Origin of the sequence: Verticiella sediminum (genome assembly GCF_007558815.1) — a bacterium.
GTDB lineage: Bacteria > Pseudomonadota > Gammaproteobacteria > Burkholderiales > Burkholderiaceae_B > Verticiella > Verticiella sediminum.
Map to the genome: position 1 here is coordinate 111,537 of NZ_VLTJ01000008.1, position 23,807 is coordinate 135,343.

Sequence of the window (23,807 nt, forward strand, 5' to 3'; positions counted from 1 at the left end):
CGCGGGCGCGAGGCCTTTATGCTTTCGCGCTCGATCGAACCACGCTTTGCCATATGCCGAATCGCCGTTCCGCTCACGAACCGCCCATGGAAAACTCCCTCCATCCAGACTGCGCAGTGCTCGCGCTGCGGGTCAACGGGCGCGCGCATCGGGTGCCCGCCGCGCCCGATACGCCGCTGCTGCACGTGCTGCGCAACGACCTGGCGCTGAACGGCCCCAAGTTCGGCTGCGGCCTGGGCGAATGCGGCGCGTGCACGGTGCTGATCGACGGCGTCGCGGCGCGCTCCTGCGTGATCCCCGTGCGCGCTGCGCGCGGCCGGGAGGTGACCACGCTGGAAGGGCTGGGCACGCGCGCGCAGCCCGGCGCCACGCAGCAGGCCTTCATCGAATGCCAGGCGGCGCAGTGCGGCTACTGCCTGAACGGCATGATCATGACCGTGGAGGCGCTGCTGCGCCGCAACCCGCGGCCGACCGAGGACGAGCTGCGCAGCGAGCTGCACCACAACCTGTGCCGTTGCGGTACGCACATCGAAATCCTGCGGGCGGGCTTGCGGGCCGCGCAGCTACGCGCCGAATGCGGCGCCGCCTGCGTGGGTAAGCCGCACGGGGCGGGACGATGAGCGGTATGCCGCCCGGGCCGGCCGAGGCGACACCGGTGTCCAGGGTCGAGCGCCCCGTGGACTGCCTGCATGGCCTGATGCTGCGGCCGCCGGTGGTCCTGTGGGACGGCGCACGCTATCGCGGCAGCCGTCTGGTTCGTGCGCCGCTGGCCGACGCGCGCAGCCAGCCGGGCGTCGTCTCGGTGGTGCAGTGCGCCGAGTTTATCGGCGTGGTTGCCGTAGGGGCCTTGTATGCCGGCCAGGCGCTGGCCAGTCTCGCGCCGGTGTGGCGTGCGCCGGAGGGCGGGGTACACGAGGCACCGGCCGGCACGCCGCCCGCCTCGGCGGGCGTGTCTCACGCCGATGCGCCGTCCACCCCGGCGCGCTACGTCTGGCGTACGGCCGGCAGCGACGTGCCCGCGGGCATCGAGGTGGTGGTGTGGTGCGCCGACCATCATGCCGGCGTCTGGCTGCCGCCTTGTCCGGCACCGGCCCAATGGCTGGTGCGCCGGGAGCTTGCCGCGCTGTTGAGGCTGGCGCCGGACGCGCTCGAGCTGCATGTCCTCGAGGGTGGGGCCTCGGGCCTGCACCCCCTCAGTCTGATGGATGCGGCTGCGGAGGCCGCCTTGCTGTCGCAGGCGGTCGGCCGTCCGGTCGGTGTGCCATGCCGTGGCGAGCATCCGGCGGCGCTGGCCCTGAGCGCGGTGCCGGCCGATGCGTTCGGCGCCGATGCGCCGGCAGAAGACGCGGTTTCGGCGCCGCCACCCCGGGCGGGCGCGACGGGGCCCAGGTTGCGCGCGGAATCGCCGTGGGGTGTGCGGCCCAGCCTGGCGCGCCTGCTGAGCGAGCCCGACAGTGCCCACGCCGTGGCCGGTGCCGGCGTGCAGCCGGCGGGGGCGGTCGCCGCCGGTCGGGGCGCGGTCGCCGGCGCCGCGCACGTCGGTGTCCATGAACTGAACGCCGCCCAGGTCTTTGCCCAGGAAAGCCTGTGGCACGAGCAGGCGCTGGCCCGCGGCGAGGACCCGCTCGCCTGGCGGGTGCGGCAGATGCCGGACGGGCCGGGACGCGTGCTCGCGCAGCAGGTGGTGGAATCGGCTGCGCTCGGTGCGCACGCGCCGCAGCGCGGCCCCGCAAGCGACGGCTTGCTGCATGGGCGGGGCTTGGCCACTGCCCAGGTGCAATGCACGGACGATGACGGCGGCAGTCGCATGGTCTGGAGCGCCTGGGTCGCGCAGGTGCGCGTGCAGCCGCGCACCGGCGAGGTCGACGTGACCCGTGTCGTGGCCGGGCAGGACAGCGCGCATCTGCAGGCGGTGCAAGTCGCCAGCACGCATCGGCGGATCGTCCAGGACCCGGCGCTGCTCGCCAGCGCGCGCGAGCTGCTGGGTGCGCCGGCCGCTTTCGACGATTGGGCCCCTCGCGCCGGCGCGGGGACCACGGACGGTGGTGGTGACAGTGCGCTCGCGAGGCACACGGGCGCGCTCGCGCCGGCAGCGCAAGGCGCTGTGGCCGAAGGCCGTCTGGCCGTCGACGGCGTGCTCACGCTGCCGGCTGCCGCGGCGATCGCCAATGCCATCCACGATGCCACCGGGGTGCGCCTGCGCGAGGCGCCGTTCGAGCGCGAGGCATTGCGCCTCGCGCTCTCGGCGGGCGCGGGCGCCGCGCGCAGGCCGGGCCGGCTGCGCCGCGGCTGGGCCTGGCTGGCGAGCGGCGCGGCGGGCCTGGCGGGGCTGGCGGCGATGGCCTGGCCCGTCAAGCCGGCGCTGCCGCTGACCGAAGGGCCCGACGTGTCGCTGTATTCCGAGCAAGTCATCGAGCGCGGCCGCCTGGTGGCCGCCGCCGGCGACTGCATCGCGTGCCACACGGCCCCGGGCGGTGCGCCGAACGCCGGCGGGTTCGCCCTGGAGACGCCGTTCGGCACGATCTACTCCACCAACATCACGCCGGACAACGAGACGGGCATCGGCCGCTGGTCGTATGCGGCGTTCGAGCGCGCCATGCGCGAGGGCATCCACCAGGACGGACGCCAGCTCTATCCCGCGTTTCCCTATACCGCTTTCGCCAAATTGAGCGATGCCGACATGCAGGCGCTCTACGGCTACCTGATGGCGCAGCCGCCGGTGCAGGCCGAGGCGCCCGAGACGCGCCTTGCCTTTCCGTACAGCCTGCGGCCCGCGATCGCCGGCTGGAACGCCTTGTTCCATGACCCGACACCCTTCACGCCCGACCCCGGGCGCAGCGTCGAGTGGAACCGCGGCGCCTACCTGGTGCAGGGCGCGGGGCATTGCGCGGCCTGCCATTCCCCGCGCAACAGCCTGGGTGCGGAGAAAACGGGCATTCATTACCTGGCCGGCGGCGCGGCCGAAGGCTGGCAGGCGCCGGCGCTGAACCGCCTGGCCGACGGCCCGCTGCCATGGACGCGGGAGGAACTCTACCAATACCTGCGTACCGGATACGCCGCGCGTCACGGCGTCGCCGCGGGGCCGATGGCGCCGGTGATCCACGGCCTGGCCGAGCTGCCGGACAGCGACGTGCGGGCCATCACGACCTACCTGATGGCGCTGCCGGGCGAGACGGATGCCGGCGGCGTTGCCAGTGCGCAAGCCGGTGCGAAGGCGGCCGCGGCGCCGGCCGGCCCTGCCGGCGCGCCGGCGCAGGCCGACACGGCCCGGCTCTTCCCGCAGCACGCGAACGGCGAGCGCATCTACCAGAACGCCTGCGCGGTGTGCCATGAAGCGGGCAGCGGTCCGACCCTGTTCGGCGTCAAGCCGCTGCTGGGGCTGAACACCAACCTGCACGCGGCGACGCCGGACAACCTGATCCAGGTGATCCTCAACGGGATACAGACGCCGGCGGACGATGCCCTGGGCTACATGCCGGCCTTTCGCGACAGCCTGGACGACCGGCAGATCGCCGATCTGGTCGGCTACCTGCGCAGCCGCTTCGCGCCCGGGCAGCCGGCCTGGCGGGAAGTCGCCGACGCGGCGGGCAGGATGCGCGCCGCCGGCCATACCACTCACGAGCAGGGGGAGGCGCAGCAAGCAGAGTGAGGTGCCGCGCGCCCGGCAGGGGCGCGGCGTTGCCGTCGGGGCCCGAAGGAAGGGCAGGCGGGCGGGTTCGATGGGTCCTAGTGCGCGCACCCAAGGGCGCGGTTTGAGCAACATGGTGATGACCAATCAAGGAGTTTTCAGGTGTCGTCCACATTCATCTCGGTAGAAAAGGGCATCCAGACTGCGGGTGTCGGGAAGTTCCAGTACAGGCTGTTCGTGATCTTCGGCCTGGTCTGGCTGGCCGACGCGATGCAGGTGTTGTCGATCGGCTTCAGTGCGCCATCGATCGCCAAGACCTTCGGCCTGACCATGCCGCAGGCACTGCAGACGGGAACGCTGTTCTTCGTCGGCATGCTGGTCGGCGCGTTCGCATTCGGCCGGCTGGCCGACCGCATCGGCCGCCGGCCGGTCCTGATGATGGCCGTCGTCATCGATGCCTGCGCCGGCGTGGCCTCGGCGTTTGCGCCGGAGTTCGGCTGGCTGCTCTTGCTGCGCTTCCTGACGGGCGTGGGGGTGGGCGGCACGCTGCCCGTGGACTACACGATGATGGCCGAATTCCTGCCCAGCGACCGGCGCGGCCGCTGGCTGGTGCTGCTCGAATCGTTCTGGGCCGTGGGCACGATCTGCCTGGCGATCCTCGCGCTCTTCGCGGCTTCCTGGGGCGACGATGCCTGGCGCGTGATCTTCTTCGTGACCGGGCTGCCCGCCTTGATCGGCGTGGTGCTGCGCTTCTACATTCCGGAATCGCCCCTGTACCTGAACCGCAGCGGCAAGTCGGACCAGGCGCGCTCGGTGCTCGAACGCGTGGCCAAGGTCAACGGCCGCACGGGCGGCATTCCGCCGCTGCAGCCGGAACCCCACGAGCACAAGTCCATCTTCGCGCTGTTCTCGACCGAGCTGCGCCGCCGCAGCATCGCGCTGTTCCTCGCCTGGGCGCTGATCTCCATTGCCTACTACGGTGTCTTCGTCTACCTGCCGATCCGGCTGAGCAGCGAAGGCTTCGCCTTCATGCGGGGCCAGGAATTCCTGGTGATCCTGGCGCTCGTCCAGTTGCCGGGCTTCGCGCTGTCGGCCTACGGGGTCGAGCGCTGGGGCCGCAAGCCCACCCTGATCGGCTTCCTGTTGCTGAGCGCCGTCGGCTGCATGTTCTACAGCCTGGGCACCTCGCCGGTGGTGGTGATCGGCTCGACGCTGCTCATGAGCTTCTCCCTGCTGGGCACCTGGGGGGCACTGTACGCCTTCACGCCCGAGGTCTATCCGACCGCGCTGCGCGCCAGCGGCATGGGCACGGCGGGCGCGGTGGCGCGCTTCGGCGGCCTCTTCGCGCCGGCCATCATCGCGCCGATCATGACCACGCACTTCACGCTGGCGCTGGTGGTGATCTCCAGCATGCTGGTGGCGGGGGCCGTGGCGATCTGGGCGGTCGACGTGGAGTCGCGCAACCGGGCCCTCGATTGAGGCGGACGCCGCCGCGGCCTGCGGGGCGCGGCGGTGGGCGCTCGCGAGCCGATGCGCGTGCCGGCCGCCGCTCGTTCAGGCGGCCTCGGCGTCCGGGCCGTCGCCTTCCAGCATCTTCTTGAGCAGGAAGTCCAGGGCGAGCCGCTCGGCCGGATTGAGCCTGCCGTAGGTGCTTTCGGTGATCTGCCGGGCAAACGGCTCCATGCGCCGGACCAGATCCTTGCCCTCGTCGGTCAGGCTGACGACGACCTTGCGTCTGTCTTGCGCGTCGTGGCCCACGTGCACGAGCTTGCGCTGCCTGAGGCGGTCGACCACGCCGCGGATCGTGGCCTGGTCGATGACGGTGGCCTTCACGATGTCGACCAGCGAACTGCCGCTGTGATCGCGCACCGCGCACAGCACCACGAACTGCGCGGCCGTGAGCTGCGAATCCGGGATGTACTGCTGGAAAAGCGACGTGTGCCGTTGATAGACCCGCCGCAGCAGATGACCGACCTGCTCGGAGAACAGGTAGCCGTGCTGCGGCGTCGAAGCGTTCTTCATGGTGGCGTGCGTGGGCTGATGCGTAACGTAGGCATATGATATACGCGCCTCGGTTGGCGCCCGGCCTAGTCGGGAGGGCTTGAACACCATCAGGTGGAAAATCGCCAGGAACGCGCCGAGGACCGAAAAGCCGAGGACGAACTCGGCGCTGGCGGGCGCGGCGGGCGCGGCGGGCCGGCGCGTCGGTCCGGGCGCTATGATCCTGGGTTTGCCCGCACGGGCCGAGCGTACGGCCGGCCTGTCGCGCGCCGCAGGAGGCCGTTCATGGAATCCGTACCCTTCGATCTGAGTGCCGTGCCGGACCGCGCCGGCACGGTGCAGGCGGCTCTGCAGGGCGCCGCCGGGCGCATCGAGCTTTTGGTCGATCGCCCGGTCGGGTCCGCGCGCGGCGTGGCCTTGATCACCCACCCCCAGCCGGTGCTGGGAGGCAGCCCGCGGCACAAGGTGCCGCACCGCCTGGCGCGCGCAGTCCAGCAATCGGGCTGGATCGCCGTGCGGCCCGCCTTCCGGGGTGTGGACGGCAGCGAGGGCGTCTACGACGAAGGGCGGGGCGAGACCGAGGACGTGCTGCTGGTGGCGCGCGCCATCCGGGCGCAGGCGGGCCTGCCGCTGGCCCTGGTCGGTTTCTCCTTCGGAGCCTTCGTCGCCGGCCACGCCAGTGCGGCGCTGGGCGCCGCCGGCGAGCCGGCCGACGTGACCGCGCTGGCCGGCATGCCGGTGGGCACCGTGCCCGCCGGGCGTTACTACGCCGCGCCCGAACTCGCGCCCGACGCGCTGCTGGTGCACGGTGAACGCGACGAGATGGCGCCGCTGGCTTCGCTCATGGATTGGGCGCGCGAGCGTACCCATCCGATCGTCGTGATACCGGGCGCCGATCACTTCTTCAGCGGCCGCATCGACCGGTTGGTGCAATGCGTCACCGACCGGCTGCGCCTGCGGCTCGCGGACTCGCTCAGTCCTCCCCGAGCGCCGCGAAGCGTTCGGCCAGATGGTCGATGAGTGCGCGCACCGCGGGCAGTTGGCCCCGTCGCGAAGGAAACACGGCGTGGATGATCTCGCGCCTGGGTGCCCAGCCCGGCAGCGCCTGAACCAGTTCGCCGCGCGCGATCTGCTCCTGCACCATCATGGTCGGCAGTTGGACCACGCCCACGCCGGCGATGGCCGCGGTGCGCAGCGCGAACATGCCGCGGGTGACGAGCCGGGGCCGATGACGGACCGCGGCCCGCGCACCGTCGGGGCCGTACAGGTCCCAGATGTGTTCCTGGCGCGGCTGGCCCAGGTCCATGCTGGGCAGGTCGGCCAGGTCGGCCGGCACCGTGCAGACGCGCCCGCGCAGCAGGGTGGGCGAGGCGAGCAGGCACTGGCCCCGGTCGCCCAGCACGCGCATCACCAGGTCGCTGTCTTCGATCGGCGGCGGGCGCACGCGCATGGCGATGTCGATGTTTTCGGCGATGACGTCCACGCGGCGGTTGGTGTCTTCGAGGTGTACCTCGACCAAGGGGTGGCGCATCATGAAATCGGCAACCATGGCGGCGACCCGGGTGTCGAGCAGCGCCACCGGGCAGGCCATGCGCACGGTGCCGCGCGGCTGGGCCTGGGTGACGGCCACGGCCTCCTCGGCGGCGTCGGCCTCGATCAGCATCGCCTTGCAATGCTGGTAGTAGATCTGGCCGATGTCCGTCACCGCGAACTGGCGGGTAGAGCGCTGCAGCAGGCGCACGCCCAGGCGGGCCTCGAGTTGCGCGATGCGCCGGCTGAGGCGTGACTTGGGCATGCCCGATGCGCGGCCCGCCGCGGCAAAGCCGCCGTGTTCCACGACCTGCGCGTAATAGAAGAGATCGTTGAGGTCGTAGGGCATATCGTTCTATTCATGGGACGATGTGGCCCATTTTCGCCTCTTTTGATGTGATCGTCTCGAACCTATTATGGAAACATCCAGGTTTCCTGTGAGGAACATGCCATGAAGAAGATCCTTGGGGTGTACAGCGCGCCGAGGCCGCATTGGGTCGGCGACGGCTTTCCCGTGCGCTCGCTGTTCGGCTACGACGGCCTGGGCCGCCACCTGAGCCCGTTCCTGCTGCTCGACCATGCCCAGCCCACGCGGTTCGAACCCACGCCGCGCCGGCGCGGCGTGGGCGTGCACCCGCACCGCGGCTTCGAGACGGTCACCATCGTCTACCAGGGCGAGGTCGAGCACCGCGACTCCACCGGCGCGGGCGGTGTGATCGGGCCGGGCGACGTGCAGTGGATGACGGCCGCGGGCGGCATCCTGCACGAGGAATTCCATTCGCAGGATTTCGCCCGGCGCGGCGGTACGGTGGAGATGGTGCAGCTCTGGGTGAATCTGCCCGCCAAGGACAAGATGTCGGCGCCCGGCTACCAGACGCTCCTCGCTGCGGACATCCCGGTGATCGAGCTGCCCGACGCAGCGGGCGCGGTGCGCGTGATCGCCGGCGCTTATGGCGGACGGACCGGGCCTGCGCGTACGTTCACGCCGATCGACGTCTGGGACGTGAGCCTGAGGCAGGATGGCATCGCGCGATTCACGCCCATCGCCGGCCATACCCTGGCGCTGGTGGTGCTGCGCGGTACTGTGCAGCTCAACGGCGACGCCATCGCGCGCGAGGGTCAACTGGTGCACTTCGCGCGGGAGGGCGGCGAGGACGTCGTGATCGAAGCCAATGGCGATGCCCAGGTGCTCTGGCTGGCCGGCGAGCCGATCGACGAACCCATGGTCGGCTACGGGCCTTTCGTGATGAACACGGAGGACGAGATTCGCGAGGCCATCGCCGACTTCAACAGCGGCCGCTTCGGCGCGATGCATGCGTGATGTCCCCGTCCCTGGCCCCGACCCCGGCCGGGGACGGGTAGGCCCGCGGTGTGCTCGACCACATCGCCGGTTAGCGCGACCTCATCGACAGCGACGACACGCGGAGCCGGAGTCCGTCCGGCTGCATGGCTGCGCCTGGCTCACGCGCTCGCCGGTGGTGCGGACGTAGTGGCCCGGCCCCGCACGACGACCTGTGCGGGGCCTGGCCGCAGTTCGCCGATCGCGCTGGCGTGGGCGAAGCCGTCCCGATGAAAGCAGGCCAGCACGTCGGCCGCGGCTTCGGGCGCACAGGCGACGAGCAGGCCGCCGGAGGTCTGGGGGTCGGTCAGCAGGGCGCGCAGGGTAGCGTCGGCAATGCCATCCACCGCGTCGCCGTAGGAGGCCCAATTGCGGCCGGAGGCGCCGGTCACGACGCCAGCGGCGGCGAGTTCGGGTACGGCGGGCAGCCAGGGCAGGCGCGCCGTATCGATGTGCGCCTGAAGCTGCGAGCCGCGGGCCATTTCCAGGGCATGGCCGAGCAGGCCGAAGCCGGTCACGTCGGTGATGGCATGCACGCCCGGCAGGCGCGCAATCTCGGCGCCCGGGCGATTGAGCCGGGTGGTGCTGTCGATCATGGCCGCGTAACCCGCCGCGTCGAGCAGGCCCTGCTTGAACGCGGCCGACAGCACGCCCACGCCCAGCGGCTTGCCGAGGATCAGCACGTCGCCGGCCTGGGCGTCGCAGTTGCGCTTGATGTCGCGCGGATGGGCCAGCCCCATGGCGGCCAGCCCGTAGATGGGTTCGACCGAGTCGATCGTGTGGCCGCCCGCCACGGGTATGCCGGCCTCGGCGCAGATCGATTCGCCGCCGCGCAATACCTCGGCGATCACCTCGGGCGGCAGTACGTTGACCGGCATGCCGACGATGGCCAGGGCGAGAATGGGGCGCCCGCCCATGGCGTACACATCCGACAGCGCATTCGCCGCGGCGATGCGGCCGAAATCGAAGGGGTCGTCGACTACCGGCATGAAGAAATCGGTGGTGGCGATCAGGGCCTGCTCGTCGTTCAGGCGATACACAGCGGCGTCGTCGGACGTTTCCCGGCCGACGAGCAGCTCGGGCGGCGCGAGCGGGCCGGCGTAGCGGGACAGCAGCCCCGAGAGCACGCCCGGTGCGATCTTGCAGCCGCAGCCGCCGCCGTGGGCCAGGGAGGTGAGACGAGGCGTGGCTTGAGATTCGGTCATGGTGTGCGGCGCAGTGGCGGAAGGTAGCAGGAGTCGAACCTACCTGGGAGCGTCTGACGCCCCCAACCGGGTTTGAAGCCCGGCCGCGCCACCGGGCACGGATACCTTCCTTCGAGAACCCGACGATGATAGCCGCTATGCGGTGCCGCCGCGAGCCTGCAGCGGGGCGGCCGGTTCGAACAGATCCGGCGAGCCGCGCAGCACGTGGCCGTCGCGCAGCCGGCGGGTGAGGCCGACCCGATCGAAGAACTCCAGGATCTGGATCGCGCGCTTGCGCCCGAGCCCGGCGCGGTCGCGAAACACGGCCGCGTGGGCGGTGCCCTCGCGCTGGCACAGCTCGACCACGAGCGCGGCCAGGCGGGCAAGCTGCTCGCGATGGTAGAAGAGATCCTTGACCACCTGGGCCAGTTCGCCGCGGCGCACCAGCTTGCGCAGCAGCAGACGCGTTTCGTCTTCGGGAATGGCGAACTCGCGGGCGAGCTCGCGCGTCCAGGGCGGCTCGAACCCGCCGGCGTGGATGCGTGCGAGCAGCGCGGCCGCGCGCTCGTTGTCCAGCGGCGACAGGGTGGCACCATGGCCGGGCAGGTGCAGCCACGGCCCGTTGCGCGCGATCTGCCGGCCCGCCGTCATATGTTCCATCAAAGCCGACCACAGAGATTCCGAGACCTGCGGCAGCGCCATGCGCTTGAGGCGCTGCATCTGCGCGCCGGGCTCGTCGGGCGACTGCTCGTGAAAGGCGCCGAGCGCCTGGCACACGGCGGCGCACAGCGCTTCCAGATGCGGCTGCGCGATGAGCGTGCGCGGCCCGGCGGTGCGCGGCGTGAGCCAGGTAGCGCTGTCGGCGTCGAGTTCGGGCCAGGCCGTGCGGCCGGTCAGGCGTGCCAAGGCGTCTTCCGGAACGCCCCAGGCGGCCTCGCGCAGCACCGGTGCCAGCCCTTCGCCGCGCAGCAGGCATTCGATCGCGTCGAGCCAGGCCAGGCGCTGCGCCGAGCGCCGCTTGCGGTCCGGCGCGGCCGGATCGAGCACCATGCCGCCGCCGATGGTCCGGTTGGCCTGCGGGTTGCGCAGGATGTAGCGCTCGCCGGGCATGGCGCACACGGGCGCGTCGAACACGAGCTGCACGCGCGCTCGTTCGCCCCGGCCCAGCGTGTCGACCGAAAGCGGAACCGCGTGCGCGACGTGATGCGCCGCTCCCAGGTGGACGTGGACCGGCGTCCAGGTGCGCAGCGGCTGCTCGGCATCCGGCAGCAGGTGCAGGGCCACGTCGATGTGGCGCGCGGGGGCGAAGCAGCGCACGTCGGCGATCCAGTCGCCGCGCTGGATCGCATCCTTGTCGATGCCGGCCAGGTTCAATGCCAGGCGCTGGCCGGCAGCGCCGCAGGGGCTGGGCCGGTTCTGCGCGTGGATGCTGCGCACGCGCACCGGCGTGCCGGCCGGCATCAGCCGCAGGTCGGCGCTGTCGTCCACCCGCACGGTGCCGCCGTGGGCGGTGCCGGTGACGACCGTGCCACGGCCCTGCAGCGTGAACACGCGGTCGACGGCCAGGCGGAACAGCCCGTCCGCGTTGCGCGCTCCGGTGCCGCCCGCCTGCTCGGCGAGGTGGCCGCGCAGGGCGAGCAGGCCGGGGTCGTCGGCATGGCGTGCGTCGATCTCGAAGATCGGCGCGGCTTGCAGGAAGCTGCCGGCGATGAGCGCGGCAAGCTCGGCGCGCACGTGCGCGCGCTGCGCGGCATCCGCCCGGTCAGCCTTGGTGAGGGCGACGGCGCCGCGGGCCACGCCCAGCAGTTGCAGGATGGCCAGGTGCTCGCGGGTCTGCGGCATCACGCCGTCGTCGGCCGCGACCACGAGCAGGCCGAAGTCGATGCCGCTCGCGCCGGCGGCCATGGTGTGCACCAGCTTTTCATGGCCGGGCACGTCGATGAAGCCGAGGATGTCGCCGTCCGGCAGCGGCACGTAGGCGTAGCCGAGCTGGATGCTGATGCCGCGCGCCTTCTCTTCCTTGAGGCGGTCGGTGTCGACGCCGGTCAGCGCGCGCACCAGCGTGGTCTTGCCATGGTCGATGTGCCCCGCGGTGCCGACGATCATGGCGCGGCCTCGAGCTGGCGGGCGAAGGCGTCGGTGTCGACTTCTTCGAGGCAGCGCAGGTCCAGCCACAGTGCATCGTCGGCGATGCGGCCGATCACCGGACGCGGCAGCTCGCGCAGACGGGCTTCGAGCCGGCCCAGGTGGCGTCCGGCGCGGCCCGCGCCGGACCACCGGACCGTCAATCCGGCGCTCGGCAACTGGTCCACGGGCAGTGCGCCGCTGCCGATCTGGCTGAACATGGCGGTCACATGCACGGTGTAGTCGTGTCCGACCCACGCCTGCAAGGTGGATTGCAGTCGCTGCGCCTGGGCCTGCATCTGTGCCGCGGGCCGGGTGAACAGGCGCAGCGTGGTGAGGCGCTCGGCCAGGTGTTCGGGTGCGCGGTACAGGGCCAGCACGGGTTCGAGCGCAGCCAGGGTGAGCTTGCCCACGCGCAGCGCGCGCTTGAGCGGGTTCTTCTTGATGCGGCGGATCAGGTCGGCGCGCCCCACGATCAGGCCCGCCTGCGGTCCACCGAGCAGTTTGTCGCCGCTGAACGTGACCAGGTCGGCGCCGACGGCGAGCGTCTCGCGCACGGTTTCCTCGCGCGGCAGGCCCCATTGCGTGAGGTCGACCAGGGTGCCGCTGCCCAGGTCCACCGTGGCCGGCAGGCCGTGCGCGTGGGCCAGGCGTGCGACCTCGGCCACGGGCACGCTGCGCGTAAAGCCGGTGATCGCATAGTTGCTGCAATGCACCTTCATCAGCATGGCGGTGCGTGGGCCGATGGCGGTTTCGTAATCTGCTGGATGGGTGCGGTTGGTCGTGCCGACCTCCTTCAGGCGCGCGCCGGCCCGCCCCATGATGTCGGGAATGCGAAAGGCGCCGCCGATCTCGACCAGCTCGCCGCGCGACACCACCACCTCGCGGCGGTTGGCGAGGGCGTTGAGCATCAGCAGCACGGCCGCCGCATTGTTGTTGACCACGGTGGCGGCCTCGGCACCGGTCAGCTCGCGCAGCAGCTCTTCGACGAGGTCGTCGCGATCGCCGCGCCCTCCGCTGGCCAGGTCGAACTCGAGGTTGGCCGGCGCGGTGAGCGCGCGCACCACGCCGGCCACCGCGGCGTCGGGCAGCAGGGCGCGCCCCAGGTTGGTGTGCAGCACCGTGCCGGTGAGGTTGTAGACCGCGCGCAGCCGGGGCTGCGTGGCACGGGCGATCTCACGCTGTACCTGCGCGCCGATGTGCGCTTCGTCCAGCAGGTCCGGGCTGGCGTCGCCCGTGCGGATGCGCGCGCGCAGGCCGTCCAGATGGCGGCGCAGCGCGGCGACTGTGTAGGCATGGCCGTGGGCCTGGATCTCGGCCTGGATCGCGGGCACTTGCAGGAGCCTGTCGAGCGCCGGTATGTCGGATAGCTGGGCGAAAGCGCTCACTGCGCGGCTCTCCTGTGGCTGCGCGGCATCCTCCTCGCGGGAGGAAACGCGCTGGCTTCGGGCGGCCTGGCGGAGGCGCTCATACCTCCTCCCCATGCCAGAGCAGCGGGTTGCCGCTGGCGCGCTGGTAGCCGGCTTCGCCCATGAGGATGTCCAGGGCGAGGCTGGCCAGGTCGTCGGCGACGGGGTCCACGTACAAGTCCTTCTCCTGGTAGAAGATCTTGCGGTAGGTGCCGCAGTGATCGCAGGATTCGGCGCGCACGGCGCCTGCGCGGTCGCGGGTTTCGCGGGCGTCGTCGGTCGGCGGCGCGTCCCGGCTCTCGACGCTGTGATAGACGATCTTCTCGTTGTCGCCGCAGTGGCTGCAGGTCACGCGCACGCGGTGCCATTCGGTGGCGCACAGCGGGCAGCACAGATAGCGGTAGCCGTCGTACTGGCCGCCCACGCGCACGATGCTCGCGACCGGCGCGCTCGCGCACACCGGGCACACCTCGGGCGGGCTGGTCACCGGCAACTGCGCGGCGTCGAAGCGGCTGGCGAGCGCGGTCCAGTAGACCTGCAGCGCCGCCATCACGAAGGGCGCAGCGAGCGCGTCGACGCCCACGTCGGATTCGGCCGTCAGCACGTCGGCCAGGCGCTCGAGCGCGGCGGGGTCCTGCTCGGCCAGCGCCCGCAGGCGGTGACAGGTCTCGGCCGCCTCGGCAGGCAGGGCGGGGTCGGCCAGCAGGTGCTCGAGCAGGGCGTCCAGCACGTCGCGCCAGCGCGGGTCGCGCGGCCATGCGGTGGCCTGCATCGTGGGCAGGCCGTAGGCCTGGGCGCGCTCGATCTGCTCCGGGCTGGCGCCGGGTGGCGTCAGGCTGTCGCGCAGCGCGTGCTGGGCGTCCGCCACCCGCGCCATGAGTTCGAGATAGCCTAGCAGCGGATGCCCGGCGGCGAGCTGGCGCAGGCGGTTGGCGCGGTCCTGGAATACCGCGCCCGGCTGGGGCAGACGCACGCGCGCGATGGCGGTGTGGTCCAGGGATTCGATTTCGCCGCGTGAGAGGATGCGCTGCACGTGGAACTCCTGTGAAAACGAACACGGCCGCCTGCGGCAGCCGTGTCGCGAGGGTGGGGGCGCTCGCCCGGCCTATTTGCGAACCGGCTCCTTGGGGGCCTGGCGGAACCAGGCGCGGTGGTGTTTCCAGGCCCAGCCCGGGCTGACGGTGCCGCGCACCATCGCACCCACCGACCCCTTGACCCAGATCGCCGCGTAGATATGCACGATGATCGCGCAGATCAGGACGAATGCGAAGAAGGCATGCAGCAGCGAGGCCAGCCGGATCAGCCAGATCGGGAAGTAGAACGAGAAATACTCGCGCCACATCACGATGCCGGTGAGCAGCAGCATGATCATCGACACGATCAGGGCGTAGAAGAGCAGCTTCTGGCCGGCGTTGTACTTGCCGACTTCGGGCAGGCGGTCCTCCCGGTTGTTGAGCACGTCGCCCATCCTGCCCAGCCACTGGCGGTCGGCCTTGACCAGCTTGTTGTCGCCCATCATGCGCAGGGCGAAGACGAAGAAGCACACGAACATGAGCACCCCGATGAAGGGGTGCAGGATGCGTGTCCAGGGGCCGCCGCCGAACAGGTGGGTGAGCCAGAAGAAGGCCGGATGGAACAGCGCCAGCCCCGAGAGCGCGAGCATCACGAAGGTGAGGGCGATGATCCAGTGGTTGACGCGCTGGCCGGTGGTGTAGCGCCGGACCCGCCAGCGCGGCCGCGTGAGGCGTTCGCGCGGCGGCGGATCCTGGCGGGCGGGGGCGTTCACGTTCATGGGGTCATTCATGACGCGTCTCCTGGGCTGGCGCATTGCGCAGTTCGGCTTCGGCGTGGTCTTCGTCTTCCTCGTCGGTCTCGTTCGGGCCCGTGCGCACATAGTGAAAGAAGCCGGCCAGCGCGGTCACGGCCATGGCGGCGACGGCCAGCGGCTTGGTCACGCCCTTCCACAACGAAACCATCGGGCTGATCCTGGGCTCGTCGGGCAGGTTGTTGTACAGGCTGGGCTGGTCGGCATGGTGCAGCACGTACATGACGTGCGTGCCGCCCACGCCCGCCGGGTCGTACAGGCCGGCGTTCTCGTAGCCGCGCGACTTGAGGTCCTCGATGCGCCCGGCCGCGTGCTGCTTCATGTCTTCCTTGGTACCGAACACGATGGCACCGGTAGGACAGGTCTTCACGCAGGCGGGTTCCTGGCCCACGGCCACGCGGTCGGAGCACAGGGTGCACTTGTACGCCTTGTGGTCCTTCTGCGAGATGCGCGGAATGTTGAACGGGCAGCCGGTGATGCAATAGCCGCAGCCGATGCAGTTTTCCTCGTGGAAGTCGACGATGCCGTTGGCGTATTGCACGATCGCCCCGGGCGCGGGGCAGGCCTTCAGGCAGCCCGGGTCCTCGCAGTGCATGCAGCCGTCCTTGCGGATCAGCCACTCCAGGTTGCCCTGCTCGTTCTCGAACTCGGTGAAGCGCATCACCGTCCAGGAATGCTCGGTGAGGTCGGCCGGGTTGTCGTAGACCCCCACGTTGGTGCCCACTTCGTCGCGCAGGTCGTTCCACTCCATGCAGGCGGCCTGGCAGGCCTTGCAGCCGATGCACTTGGAGACGTCGATCAGCTTGGCGACCCCGCCGGTGACGGGTTCGCGCACGCTGGGCGACGGTGTGCTCGTCGCGGAGCGGCGCTTGATGTCCAGTGATTGCAGTGCCATCGTGCGCCTCCTATACCTTTTCCACTTTGACCAGGAACGACTTGAACTCCGGCGTCTGGCTGTTGCCGTCGCCCACGACGGGCGTGAGTTCGTTGGCCAGATAGCCCGGCTTGGCCAGGCCGACAAAACCCCAGTGGATGGGGATGCCGACCTGGTGCACTGTCTTGCCCTCCACCGTGAGCGCCTTGATACGCTTGGTGACCAGCGCCACCGCCTGGATGTGGCTGCGCTTGGAGGACACCCGCACGCGCGCGCCCGTGGCGATGCCCAACTCGTTGGCCAGCGCCTCGCCGATCTCGACGAACTGTTCCGGCTGCAGGACGGCCGTGATGCGCACGTGCTTGGTCCAGTAGTGGAAGTGCTCGGTCAGACGGTAGGTGGTCGCCACGTGCGGGAAATCCTGCGCGGTGCCCATCGCGGCCAGGTCGTCCTTGAACACGCGCGCGGCCGGGTTGCTGATCGCCCGCTTCTCGTTGGGGTGCAGCGGGTTGTAGCCGAGCGGGTTCTCGAAGGGCTCGTAGTGCACGGGGAAGGGCCCTTCGGCCATGCCCGCGCGGGCGAAAAAGCGCGCCACGCCTTCCGGGTTCATGATGAACGGGCCCATGCCGCTGCCCGGCGCCTCGTCGCCCTTGAAGTCGGCCACGTCGTAGCCGCCCCAGGCATGACCGTCCCAGGAAATCAATTGACGCCTGGGGTCGAACGGCTTGCCTTCGAGATCGCAGGACGCGCGGTTGTACAGGATGCGCCGGTTGGCCGGCCAGGCCCAGGCCCAGTTCAGCGTCTGGCCGATACCGGAAGGGTCGGCGTTGTCGCGCCGCGCCATCAGGTTGCCCGTGGGCCCCCAGGCGCCGGCGAAGATCCAGCAGCCGGAGGCCGTCGAGCCGTCGTCGCGCAGCTCATGAAAGCCCGAGACCTGCTCGTCGCGCTTGCGCACGATCTTCGTGGGGTCCTTGGCGTCGTAGATGTCGAGCAGGGCCTTGCCCGAATACTCCTTGGCGAGTTCCTCGGCCGTGGGCTCGTGCTCGCGGGCGTAGGGCCAGGACAGGTTGACGATGGGATCGGGATAGGCGCCGCCTTCCTTGCGATAGGCATCGCGAAAGTGCGTGAAGAGCGTGGCCATGATCTCGATGTCGCTCTTGGCCTCGCCCGGCGGCTCGGCGCCCTTCCAGTGCCACTGCAGCCAGCGCCCGGAGTTCACCAGCGCGCCTTCCTCCTCCGCGAAACAGGTGGTGGGCAGGCGGAACACTTCGGTCTGGATGCTCTTGGGGTCGACGTCGTGGAACTCGCCCGCGTTGCGCCAGAATTCCGAGGTCTCGGTGACCAGCGGGTCCATGATCACCATGAACTTGAGCTTGGAGAAGCTCTCGGTGAGCTTGCGCTTGTTGGGCGCGGCGGCGAGCGGATTGAAGCCCTGGCAGATATAGCCGTTCATCCTGCCCTGGTGCATGAGCTCGTACACCTGGAGCATGTCGTACAGCTTGTCGAGCTTGGGCAGGTAGTCGAAGGCCCAGCGGTTCTCGGCCGTGGCCGCGTCGCCCCACCAGGCCTTCATGAGGCTGACGTGGAACTTGCGATAGTTCTGCCAGTAGCTCATCTGGTTGGGCCGCAGCGGCTTCAGGGCGCGGGTCTCGATGTACGTCTCGAAATCCTGTTCGGCTTCCATCGCCAGGGTCATGTAGCCCGGCAGCAGGTTGGACATCAGGCCCAGGTCGGTCAGGCCCTGAATGTTGGAGTGCCCGCGCAAGGCGTTCATGCCGCCGCCCGGGATGCCGATATTGCCCAGCAGCAACTGCATCATCGCGCCGGTGCGGATGATCTGCGAGCCGATCGAGTGCTGCGTCCAGCCGAGCGCATACAGGATGGTGCCGGCGCGATCGGGCGATGCCGTCGAGGCCAGCATCTCGCACACCGTCTGGAACTGGTTGCGCGGCGTGCCGCAGACGCGCTCGACCATCTCGGGCGTATAGCGCTCGTAGTGCCGGCGCATCAACTGGTAGACGCAACGCGGGTGCTGCAGCGTCGGGTCGGTGCGAACGTAGCCGTCCTCGCCGCGCTCGTAGTCCCAGCTCGTCTTGTCGTAGCCGCGGCGCTCTTCGTCGTAGCCCGAATAGATGCCGTCGGTGAAGCTGTAGTCCTCGCGGACGATGAACGAGAAGTCGGTGTAGTTGCGTACGTACTCGTGCTGGATCTTGTCGTTGTCCAGCAGATACTTGATGACGCCGCCCAGGAACACGATGTCCGTGCCCGTGCGGATCGGGGCGTAGTAGTCCGCCACGGATGCCGAGCGCGTGAAGCGCGGATCCACGACGATCAGCTTCGCCTTGTTGTGCGCCTTCGCTTCCGTGACCCACTTGAACCCGCAAGGGTGGGCCTCGGCGGCGTTGCCGCCCATGATCAGGATGATGTCCGCGTTCTTGATGTCGACCCAATGGTTCGTCATCGCGCCACGGCCGAACGTCGGGGCAAGACCTGCCACCGTCGGGCCATGTCAGACACGAGCCTGATTGTCGAACGCGAGCATCCCGAAGCTGCGTATCACCTTGTGCGTGATGTAGCCGACTTCGTTGGGGCTGGCCGACGCGGCCAGCATGCCGGTGGTGAGCCAGCGGTTGACCACGCGCCCGTCCTGGGTGGTGGCCTGGAAGTTGGCGTCGCGGTCTTCCTTCATCAGCCGGCTGATGCGGGTGTAGGCCTCGTCCCACGAGATGCGCTGCCACTGGTCCGAACCGGGCGCCCGGTATTCCGGGAACTTCAGCCGGTTGGGGCTGTGCACGAAATCGATCAGGGACGCGCCCTTCGGACAGAGCGTGCCGCGGTTGACGGGGTGGTCCGGATCGCCCTCGATGTGCATGATGGCCGGCTGCGCGTTCTTCGCGCCGTCGCCAAGGCTGTACATCAAGAGACCACAGGCGACCGAACAGTACGGACAGGTGTTGCGGGTTTCCTTCATGCGCGCGAGCTTGTACTGGCGCACCTCGGCCATCGCCTCGCCCGGGGCCGAGCCCAGCAGTGTCAGGCTGGAGCCTGCGAGGGTGGCACCCGTCACCTTGAAGAACTGGCGTCGATTCAACTGAACCATCAAGCGCTCCCTTCTGGTGAGTGATCCGGTCTGCCCGGGGGCGAAACCGGTTTGATGGGAGTATAGGCCGCTGCTTCGGACAGGGGCAATCGGCGCCCGCGCGGGCGGCGGGGCCGCACGCTACCCCGCGAAAATGCGCGCGATCAGGGGGATCAGAATGGCCGAGACGACCACCTGGCAGCCCAGGGCGAGCCCGGCGTACGCGCCCGCCCCAGCGTTCACCTGGATCGCGCGCGCCGCGCCGATGCCGTGGGCCGCCGTGCCCAGCGCGAAGCCGCGCGCCATCCAGCCGGCTTCGGTGCGCGGTACGCCCAGCAGGTCGAAGAGATAGCGTCCGGTGAGCGCCCCGACGAGGCCGGACAGGATGGCGAACACCGCGGCGAGCGGCGCGATGCCGCCGATGGCCTCGGCGATGCCCATGGCGACCGGCGTGGTGGTGGACTTGGGCGCGAGCGAGAGCAGCACGTCGGCCGGCACGCCGAGCAGCCAGCCCAGGCCCACGGCGCTGCCGCTGGCCGCCGCGCCGCCGAGCAGCGCGGCGCGCAGCAGGCGCTGCCAGCGCCGGCGCAGCTCGTGGCGCCGCACCCACAGGGGCCAGGCCATGGCGACCACCGCCGGGCCGAGCAGAAAGTGGATGAAGGCGGCGCCGGCGAAGTAGTCCTCGTAGGGGATGCCCGCGGCCAGGAGCACCAGCGCCACCGCCGCAATGCCCCAGAGGACCGGGTTGGCGAGCGGCGCCTGTCCCAGCCGCACATAGACTGCGTGCGCGAGCAGGTAGACCGCGAGGGTGAGCGTCAGCCCGAACAGGGGCGTGGCAAAGACACTGGCCTCAGGCATCGTCCGGCTCCTTGCCGGCCCGCAGCGCGAGCACGGTCACGATCATGCCGATCCAGGTCGACACGATCAGAATCAGGGCCAGCCGGCCGCCGTAGGCCTGCAGCAGTTCGAGGTGTGCGAGCACCCCGACGCCGGCGGGAATGAAGAGCAGCGACAGGTGCGAGAGCAGGAAGCCGGCGGCCTGGGCCACGGGCTCGCGCACCCGCTGCCAGGCGAGCAGGGGCAGGAGCAGCAGCAGGCCCAGCACGGCGCCGGGAAAGGGCAGGCGGGCCCAGTGGGCGATCGCCTCGCCCAGAAGCTGGCAGGCGAGCAGGCAGGTGAATCCGATGAGGGGCGACATGCGGAGCGGACAGGGCGGCAGGACGTTCGCGCGCGTGGGGCGCCGCGCGTAGAGGCGTTGATCATACTCGCGTCGCCGTGCGCGGCGGACAGCGGCGGGTGGGATTCACACGCCGAGATAGCGGTGCGAGATCTCCGGCGCCGCGGCCAGTTGCGCGGGCGAGCCCGTCCAGACCAGGCGTCCTTTCTCGATCACCAGGTGCCGGTCCACGACGCGCGCCATTTCCTTCAGGTTCTTGTCGATCACCAGGATGGTCTCGCCTTCGGCCTTCAACCGCACGAGGCAGTCCCAGATGGCCGTGCGGATGACCGGCGCGAGGCCTTCGGAGGCTTCGTCCAGGATCAGCATCGCCGGATTGGTCATGAGGGCGCGTCCGAGCGCGAGCATCTGCTGCTCGCCCCCGGAGAGCGTGCGCGCGGATTGCCGCTCGCGCTCGCGCAGGCGCGGGAAGAGGTCGTACACCTTGTCTAGCGTCCACTTGTGCGAGCGTTTCGCGCTGGCCGTGGCCAGCAGGTTCTCGCGCACGCTCAGGCTGGGAAACACGCGCCGGCCCTCGGGCACGAGGCCCATGCCGGCCTGGGCGATGCGGTGCGGCGCGCGTCCCGTCATGTCCGCGCCGCCGATGTAGACCCGGCCCTGCGTGGGCCTGATCAGGCCCATGATCGTCATCACCGTGGTGGTCTTGCCCATGCCGTTGCGGCCGATCAGCGAGACCACGCTGCCCGCCTCGACGCACAGATCCATGCCGAACAGCACCCGGCTGGGGCCGTAGCCCGCGTGCAGGTTCTCAATTCTGAGCATCTTCGTCCCCCAGATAGGCGGAGCGCACCGCCGGATGGCCGCGCACCTCGCCGACGGTGCCGGTGAGCAGCACCGCGCCCTGGACCAGGACGGTGATCCGGTCGGCCAGGGCGAAGACGGCGTCCATGTCGTGTTCGATGAGCAGGATGCTGCAGTGCCGCCGCAGCCCGTCCAGCAGTTCGGTCATGCGCGCCGACTCGTCCGCGCTCATGCCGGCCATCGGCTCGTCCAGCAGCAGCAGACGCGCGTCCTGCGCGAGCGCGATGGCGATCTCCAACTGGCGCCGCTCGCCGTGGGAGAGTTCGGCTACCGCGACGGTCGGCCGGGTGAGCCCGGCCATGTCGAGATAGCGCATCGCCTGCTGCATCAGCCGGGCGTCGCGCAACAGCGGACGCCAGAGATTGAAGGCGCCGCGCCAGCGCCGCGCCCCGCCGTCCCGGGTGATCAGCGCCAGCGCGACGTTCGTGGCGGCGTCGAACTCCAGGTAGAGCTGGCTGATCTGGAACGCGCGGGCCATGCCCAGGGCGGGGCGCTCCCAGGCGCGCAGCCCCGTGATGTCGCGCCCGCCCAGCCAGACCGAGCCGGCGTCGGGCTGCAGCTCGCCGCTGATCTGGCCGATGAGGGTGGACTTGCCCGCGCCGTTCGGCCCGATCAGGGCGTGTATCTCGCCTTCGCGCACGTCCAGGCTCACGTCGCGGGTGGCATGCAGGGCGCCGAATCGCTTGTCCAGGTGGCGCAGCGCCAGGATCGGCGTACTGTCGGTGGAGGGTGCGGCGATCATGGCGCCACCTCCTTCAGGGCGGCACCGCGCGGGGCGTCGTGCGGCGCCACGACCTTGCGGCGAGGCGCCGGGCCGGTGAGCAGCCCGTGGATGCCCCGGCGTCCGAACAGCACGACCACGAGCAGCAGCGGGCCGAAGAACAGCATCCAGTGCTCGGTCCACCGGCCGAGCAGCTCTTCCAGGCCCAGGTAGGCCATGGCACCCAGCACCGGGCCGACCAGCGTGCCCACGCCGCCCAGGATGACCATCGCCATCAGCTCCCCGGACTTGTGCCAGGACGCCATGTCCGGACTGATGAACAGAGCGTGGTTGGCCCACAGGATGCCGGCGAGGCCGGTGCCCGTGGCCGAGAGGGTGAAGGCCGTGAGGCGATAGCGCAGGGCCGACACGCCCAGGCTGACGCTGCGCCGCTCGCTCTGCCGCAGGCCCTGCAGCACGTAGCCGAAGCGCGAGTTCACGACGCGGTGCCAGAGCGCCAGGCAGGCGAGCAGCAGCCCCGCGCAGAGGTAGTAGCGCTGGACGGGGTCGGCCAGGTCCACGCCGGGCAGCGCATTGGGCTGGTCCAGCGGCATGCCGTCGTCGCCGCCATAGAGCGGCAGCGAGGTGAGCAGGTAGTACACCATCTGGCCGAAGGCCAGGGTGATCATGATGAACTGCACGCCGCTGGTGCGCAGCGACAGATAGCCCACGATCAGCCCGAGCAGGCCGCAACAGGCCAAGGCCAGCGGCCAGGCCAGCAGGGCCGCCTGGGTGCCCGTCCAGCCCAGCAGGGGCAGGCCCATGCTGGCGTGGAACGCGAGCACGCCGACGACGTAGCCGCCCAGGCCGAAGAACGCGGCGTGGCCGAAGCTGTGCATCGCGCCGTAGCCCATGACCAGGTCCAGGCTGGCGGCGGCGATGCCGTAGATCGCGAAGCGGGTGGCCAGCCCCACCAGGTGCGGTGCGTCCAGCACGCTCGCCAGCACGGGCAGCGAGGCGAACAGGGCGACCAGGATGAGGTTGAGCAGGGTGCGTCGGGACATGGTTTCCTCCGGTCAGGCGCGCATGGGCAGCAGGCCGCGCGGACGCACGAGCAGCACGATCGCCATGAAGATGTAGATGCTTGCCGAGACCAGCGCGCCGGCGACGGACACCGCCGCACTGGGCGGCAGCAACAGGTCCATCAGGGCCGGGATGTAGGCCCGGCCGAGGCTGTCGACCATGCCCACGGCGAGGGCCCCGGCGAGCGCGCCGCGCACCGAGCCCACGCCGCCCACGACGATGACGACGAAGGTGCTGATGAGCACGCGCTCGCCCATGCCGGTCTCGACGGCGAGCAGGGGCGCGGTCATCAGCCCGGCCAGTCCGCAGAGCGCGCAGCCGAGCACGAACACGCCGGTGTAGAGGCGGCCGATGCGCACGCCCAACGCGTCGACCATGTCGTGGTCGTCGGCGCCGGCGCGGATCAGCATGCCGAGGCGGGTGTGGTTGATCAGCAGCCACATGAAGACGGCGACGGCGGCGCCGATGGCGATGAAGAGCAGCCGGCCGAGCGGGTAGGGCAGGCCCGGCAGAATCTCCACGGGCGTGGCCAGCCACGCGGGCGTGGGCAGCAGGATGGGGCTGCGGCCGAACAGCACCGTGACGAGTTCGTTCGTGAAGAACACGATCGCGAGCGTGGCGAGCACCTGGTCGAGATGGCTGCGCCGGTAGAGGCGACGGATGATCGTGCGCTCGATGACCAGGCCGTAGGCCGCCGCGGCGACGATCGCCGCCAGTGCGCCGAACGCCAGCGAGCCGGTGTTCATCGTCGCCCAGGCCGCGGCGAAGGCCCCGACCATGTAGAACGAGCCGTGCGCGAGATTGACCACGCCCATGATGCCGAAGATGAGCGTCAGCCCGGAGGCGAGCAGGAACAGCAGCGCGCTGTACTGCAGGCCGTTGAGGAGTTGTTCGACGAGTAGCACGGTAGGATGATCCCCAGAGGGTGCCCGGCGCGGCGCAGCGCGCTCGGGCAGTCGCGGGCCGGGACGCGGCGCCGGCGCGAGCGCGTCG

The 23,807-nt window shown here is 70.4% G+C and carries 20 protein-coding genes and 1 tRNA gene; 5 read left to right on the top strand and 16 right to left on the bottom strand.

Annotated features, from left to right (window positions below; translation table 11 throughout):
* Positions 1–86: 86 nt before the first annotated feature.
* From FOZ76_RS05660 to FOZ76_RS05670, 3 genes are all read left to right on the top strand, one after another.
* Positions 87–620 carry a (2Fe-2S)-binding protein gene (locus tag FOZ76_RS05660; RefSeq protein WP_143947167.1) on the top strand — a complete coding sequence of 178 codons (534 nt, stop codon included), beginning with the start codon at positions 87–89 and terminating at the stop codon, positions 618–620.
* Complete coding sequence (locus FOZ76_RS05665; RefSeq protein ID WP_143947168.1) at positions 617–3,649, top strand: c-type cytochrome; 3,033 nt, start codon at positions 617–619, stop codon at positions 3,647–3,649. The genes FOZ76_RS05660 and FOZ76_RS05665 overlap by 4 nt, the downstream gene beginning before the upstream one ends.
* 141 nt (positions 3,650–3,790) lie before the next feature.
* Complete coding sequence (locus tag FOZ76_RS05670; RefSeq protein WP_143947169.1) at positions 3,791–5,107, top strand: MFS transporter; 1,317 nt, start codon at positions 3,791–3,793, stop codon at positions 5,105–5,107.
* Positions 5,108–5,182: 75 nt separating this feature from the next.
* Here FOZ76_RS05670 and FOZ76_RS05675 read toward each other — a convergent pair whose 3' ends face one another.
* Positions 5,183–5,650 (bottom strand): MarR family winged helix-turn-helix transcriptional regulator, encoded by a 468-nt coding sequence (locus tag FOZ76_RS05675; protein WP_143947170.1) that lies wholly within the window; start codon positions 5,648–5,650, stop codon positions 5,183–5,185.
* A gap of 264 nt (positions 5,651–5,914) precedes the next feature.
* Here FOZ76_RS05675 and FOZ76_RS05680 point away from each other — a divergent pair, with 264 nt between their 5' ends.
* Positions 5,915–6,649: an alpha/beta hydrolase gene (locus FOZ76_RS05680; RefSeq protein WP_246129308.1), complete on the top strand. Its 735-nt coding sequence runs from the start codon at positions 5,915–5,917 to the stop codon at positions 6,647–6,649.
* Here FOZ76_RS05680 and FOZ76_RS05685 read toward each other — a convergent pair.
* Positions 6,603–7,508, bottom strand: coding sequence for a LysR family transcriptional regulator (locus FOZ76_RS05685; protein WP_143947171.1), 906 nt, complete (start codon positions 7,506–7,508; stop codon positions 6,603–6,605). The genes FOZ76_RS05680 and FOZ76_RS05685 overlap by 47 nt on opposite strands.
* A 102-nt stretch (positions 7,509–7,610) precedes the next feature.
* On the opposite strand from FOZ76_RS05685, the gene FOZ76_RS05690 reads away from it, so the two are divergent.
* Positions 7,611–8,480 carry a pirin family protein gene (locus tag FOZ76_RS05690; RefSeq protein ID WP_143947172.1) on the top strand — a complete coding sequence of 290 codons (870 nt, stop codon included), beginning with the start codon at positions 7,611–7,613 and terminating at the stop codon, positions 8,478–8,480.
* A gap of 140 nt (positions 8,481–8,620) precedes the next feature.
* On the opposite strand, the gene selD is transcribed toward FOZ76_RS05690, so the two are convergent.
* The 14 genes from selD to FOZ76_RS05760 form a co-directional block, all read right to left on the bottom strand.
* Positions 8,621–9,703: a selenide, water dikinase SelD gene (gene selD / locus FOZ76_RS05695; protein ID WP_143947173.1), complete on the bottom strand. Its 1,083-nt coding sequence runs from the start codon at positions 9,701–9,703 to the stop codon at positions 8,621–8,623.
* Positions 9,704–9,717: 14 nt separating this feature from the next.
* A tRNA-Sec gene (locus FOZ76_RS05700) sits at positions 9,718–9,813 on the bottom strand.
* 25 nt (positions 9,814–9,838) lie between these two features.
* Positions 9,839–11,788 carry a selenocysteine-specific translation elongation factor gene (gene selB / locus FOZ76_RS05705; RefSeq protein WP_143947174.1) on the bottom strand — a complete coding sequence of 650 codons (1,950 nt, stop codon included), beginning with the start codon at positions 11,786–11,788 and terminating at the stop codon, positions 9,839–9,841.
* Complete coding sequence (gene selA / locus FOZ76_RS05710) at positions 11,785–13,194, bottom strand: L-seryl-tRNA(Sec) selenium transferase (RefSeq protein ID WP_246129309.1); 1,410 nt, start codon at positions 13,192–13,194, stop codon at positions 11,785–11,787. The genes selB and selA overlap by 4 nt, the downstream gene beginning before the upstream one ends.
* A 79-nt stretch (positions 13,195–13,273) precedes the next feature.
* The gene (fdhE, locus tag FOZ76_RS05715) at positions 13,274–14,248 is read right to left on the bottom strand and encodes a formate dehydrogenase accessory protein FdhE (protein WP_143947176.1); all 975 of its coding nucleotides are present in this window, start codon (positions 14,246–14,248) and stop codon (positions 13,274–13,276) included.
* 72 nt (positions 14,249–14,320) lie between these two features.
* Positions 14,321–15,019 carry a formate dehydrogenase subunit gamma gene (locus FOZ76_RS05720; RefSeq protein ID WP_246129310.1) on the bottom strand — a complete coding sequence of 233 codons (699 nt, stop codon included), beginning with the start codon at positions 15,017–15,019 and terminating at the stop codon, positions 14,321–14,323.
* The gene (gene fdxH / locus FOZ76_RS05725; protein ID WP_143947177.1) at positions 15,012–15,935 is read right to left on the bottom strand and encodes a formate dehydrogenase subunit beta; all 924 of its coding nucleotides are present in this window, start codon (positions 15,933–15,935) and stop codon (positions 15,012–15,014) included. Before fdxH ends, FOZ76_RS05720 begins: the two co-directional genes overlap by 8 nt.
* 10 nt (positions 15,936–15,945) lie before the next feature.
* Entirely contained in the window at positions 15,946–19,014 is a 3,069-nt protein-coding gene (gene fdnG, locus FOZ76_RS05730; RefSeq protein WP_143947178.1) for a formate dehydrogenase-N subunit alpha, read from the bottom strand.
* 120 nt (positions 19,015–19,134) lie between these two features.
* Complete coding sequence (locus FOZ76_RS05735; protein WP_143947179.1) at positions 19,135–19,851, bottom strand: LrgB family protein; 717 nt, start codon at positions 19,849–19,851, stop codon at positions 19,135–19,137.
* On the bottom strand, positions 19,844–20,191 hold the full coding sequence (locus FOZ76_RS05740) for a CidA/LrgA family protein (protein WP_143947180.1): 348 nt from the start codon (positions 20,189–20,191) through the stop codon (positions 19,844–19,846). Before FOZ76_RS05740 ends, FOZ76_RS05735 begins: the two co-directional genes overlap by 8 nt.
* A gap of 105 nt (positions 20,192–20,296) precedes the next feature.
* Positions 20,297–20,992 (bottom strand): ABC transporter ATP-binding protein, encoded by a 696-nt coding sequence (locus FOZ76_RS05745; RefSeq protein ID WP_143947181.1) that lies wholly within the window; start codon positions 20,990–20,992, stop codon positions 20,297–20,299.
* Complete coding sequence (locus FOZ76_RS05750) at positions 20,979–21,773, bottom strand: ABC transporter ATP-binding protein (protein ID WP_143947182.1); 795 nt, start codon at positions 21,771–21,773, stop codon at positions 20,979–20,981. The genes FOZ76_RS05745 and FOZ76_RS05750 overlap by 14 nt, the downstream gene beginning before the upstream one ends.
* Positions 21,770–22,795, bottom strand: coding sequence for a branched-chain amino acid ABC transporter permease (locus FOZ76_RS05755; protein ID WP_143947183.1), 1,026 nt, complete (start codon positions 22,793–22,795; stop codon positions 21,770–21,772). The genes FOZ76_RS05750 and FOZ76_RS05755 overlap by 4 nt, the downstream gene beginning before the upstream one ends.
* Before the next feature lie 12 nt (positions 22,796–22,807).
* Entirely contained in the window at positions 22,808–23,719 is a 912-nt protein-coding gene (locus FOZ76_RS05760; RefSeq protein ID WP_143947184.1) for a branched-chain amino acid ABC transporter permease, read from the bottom strand.
* Positions 23,720–23,807 lie beyond the last annotated feature (88 nt).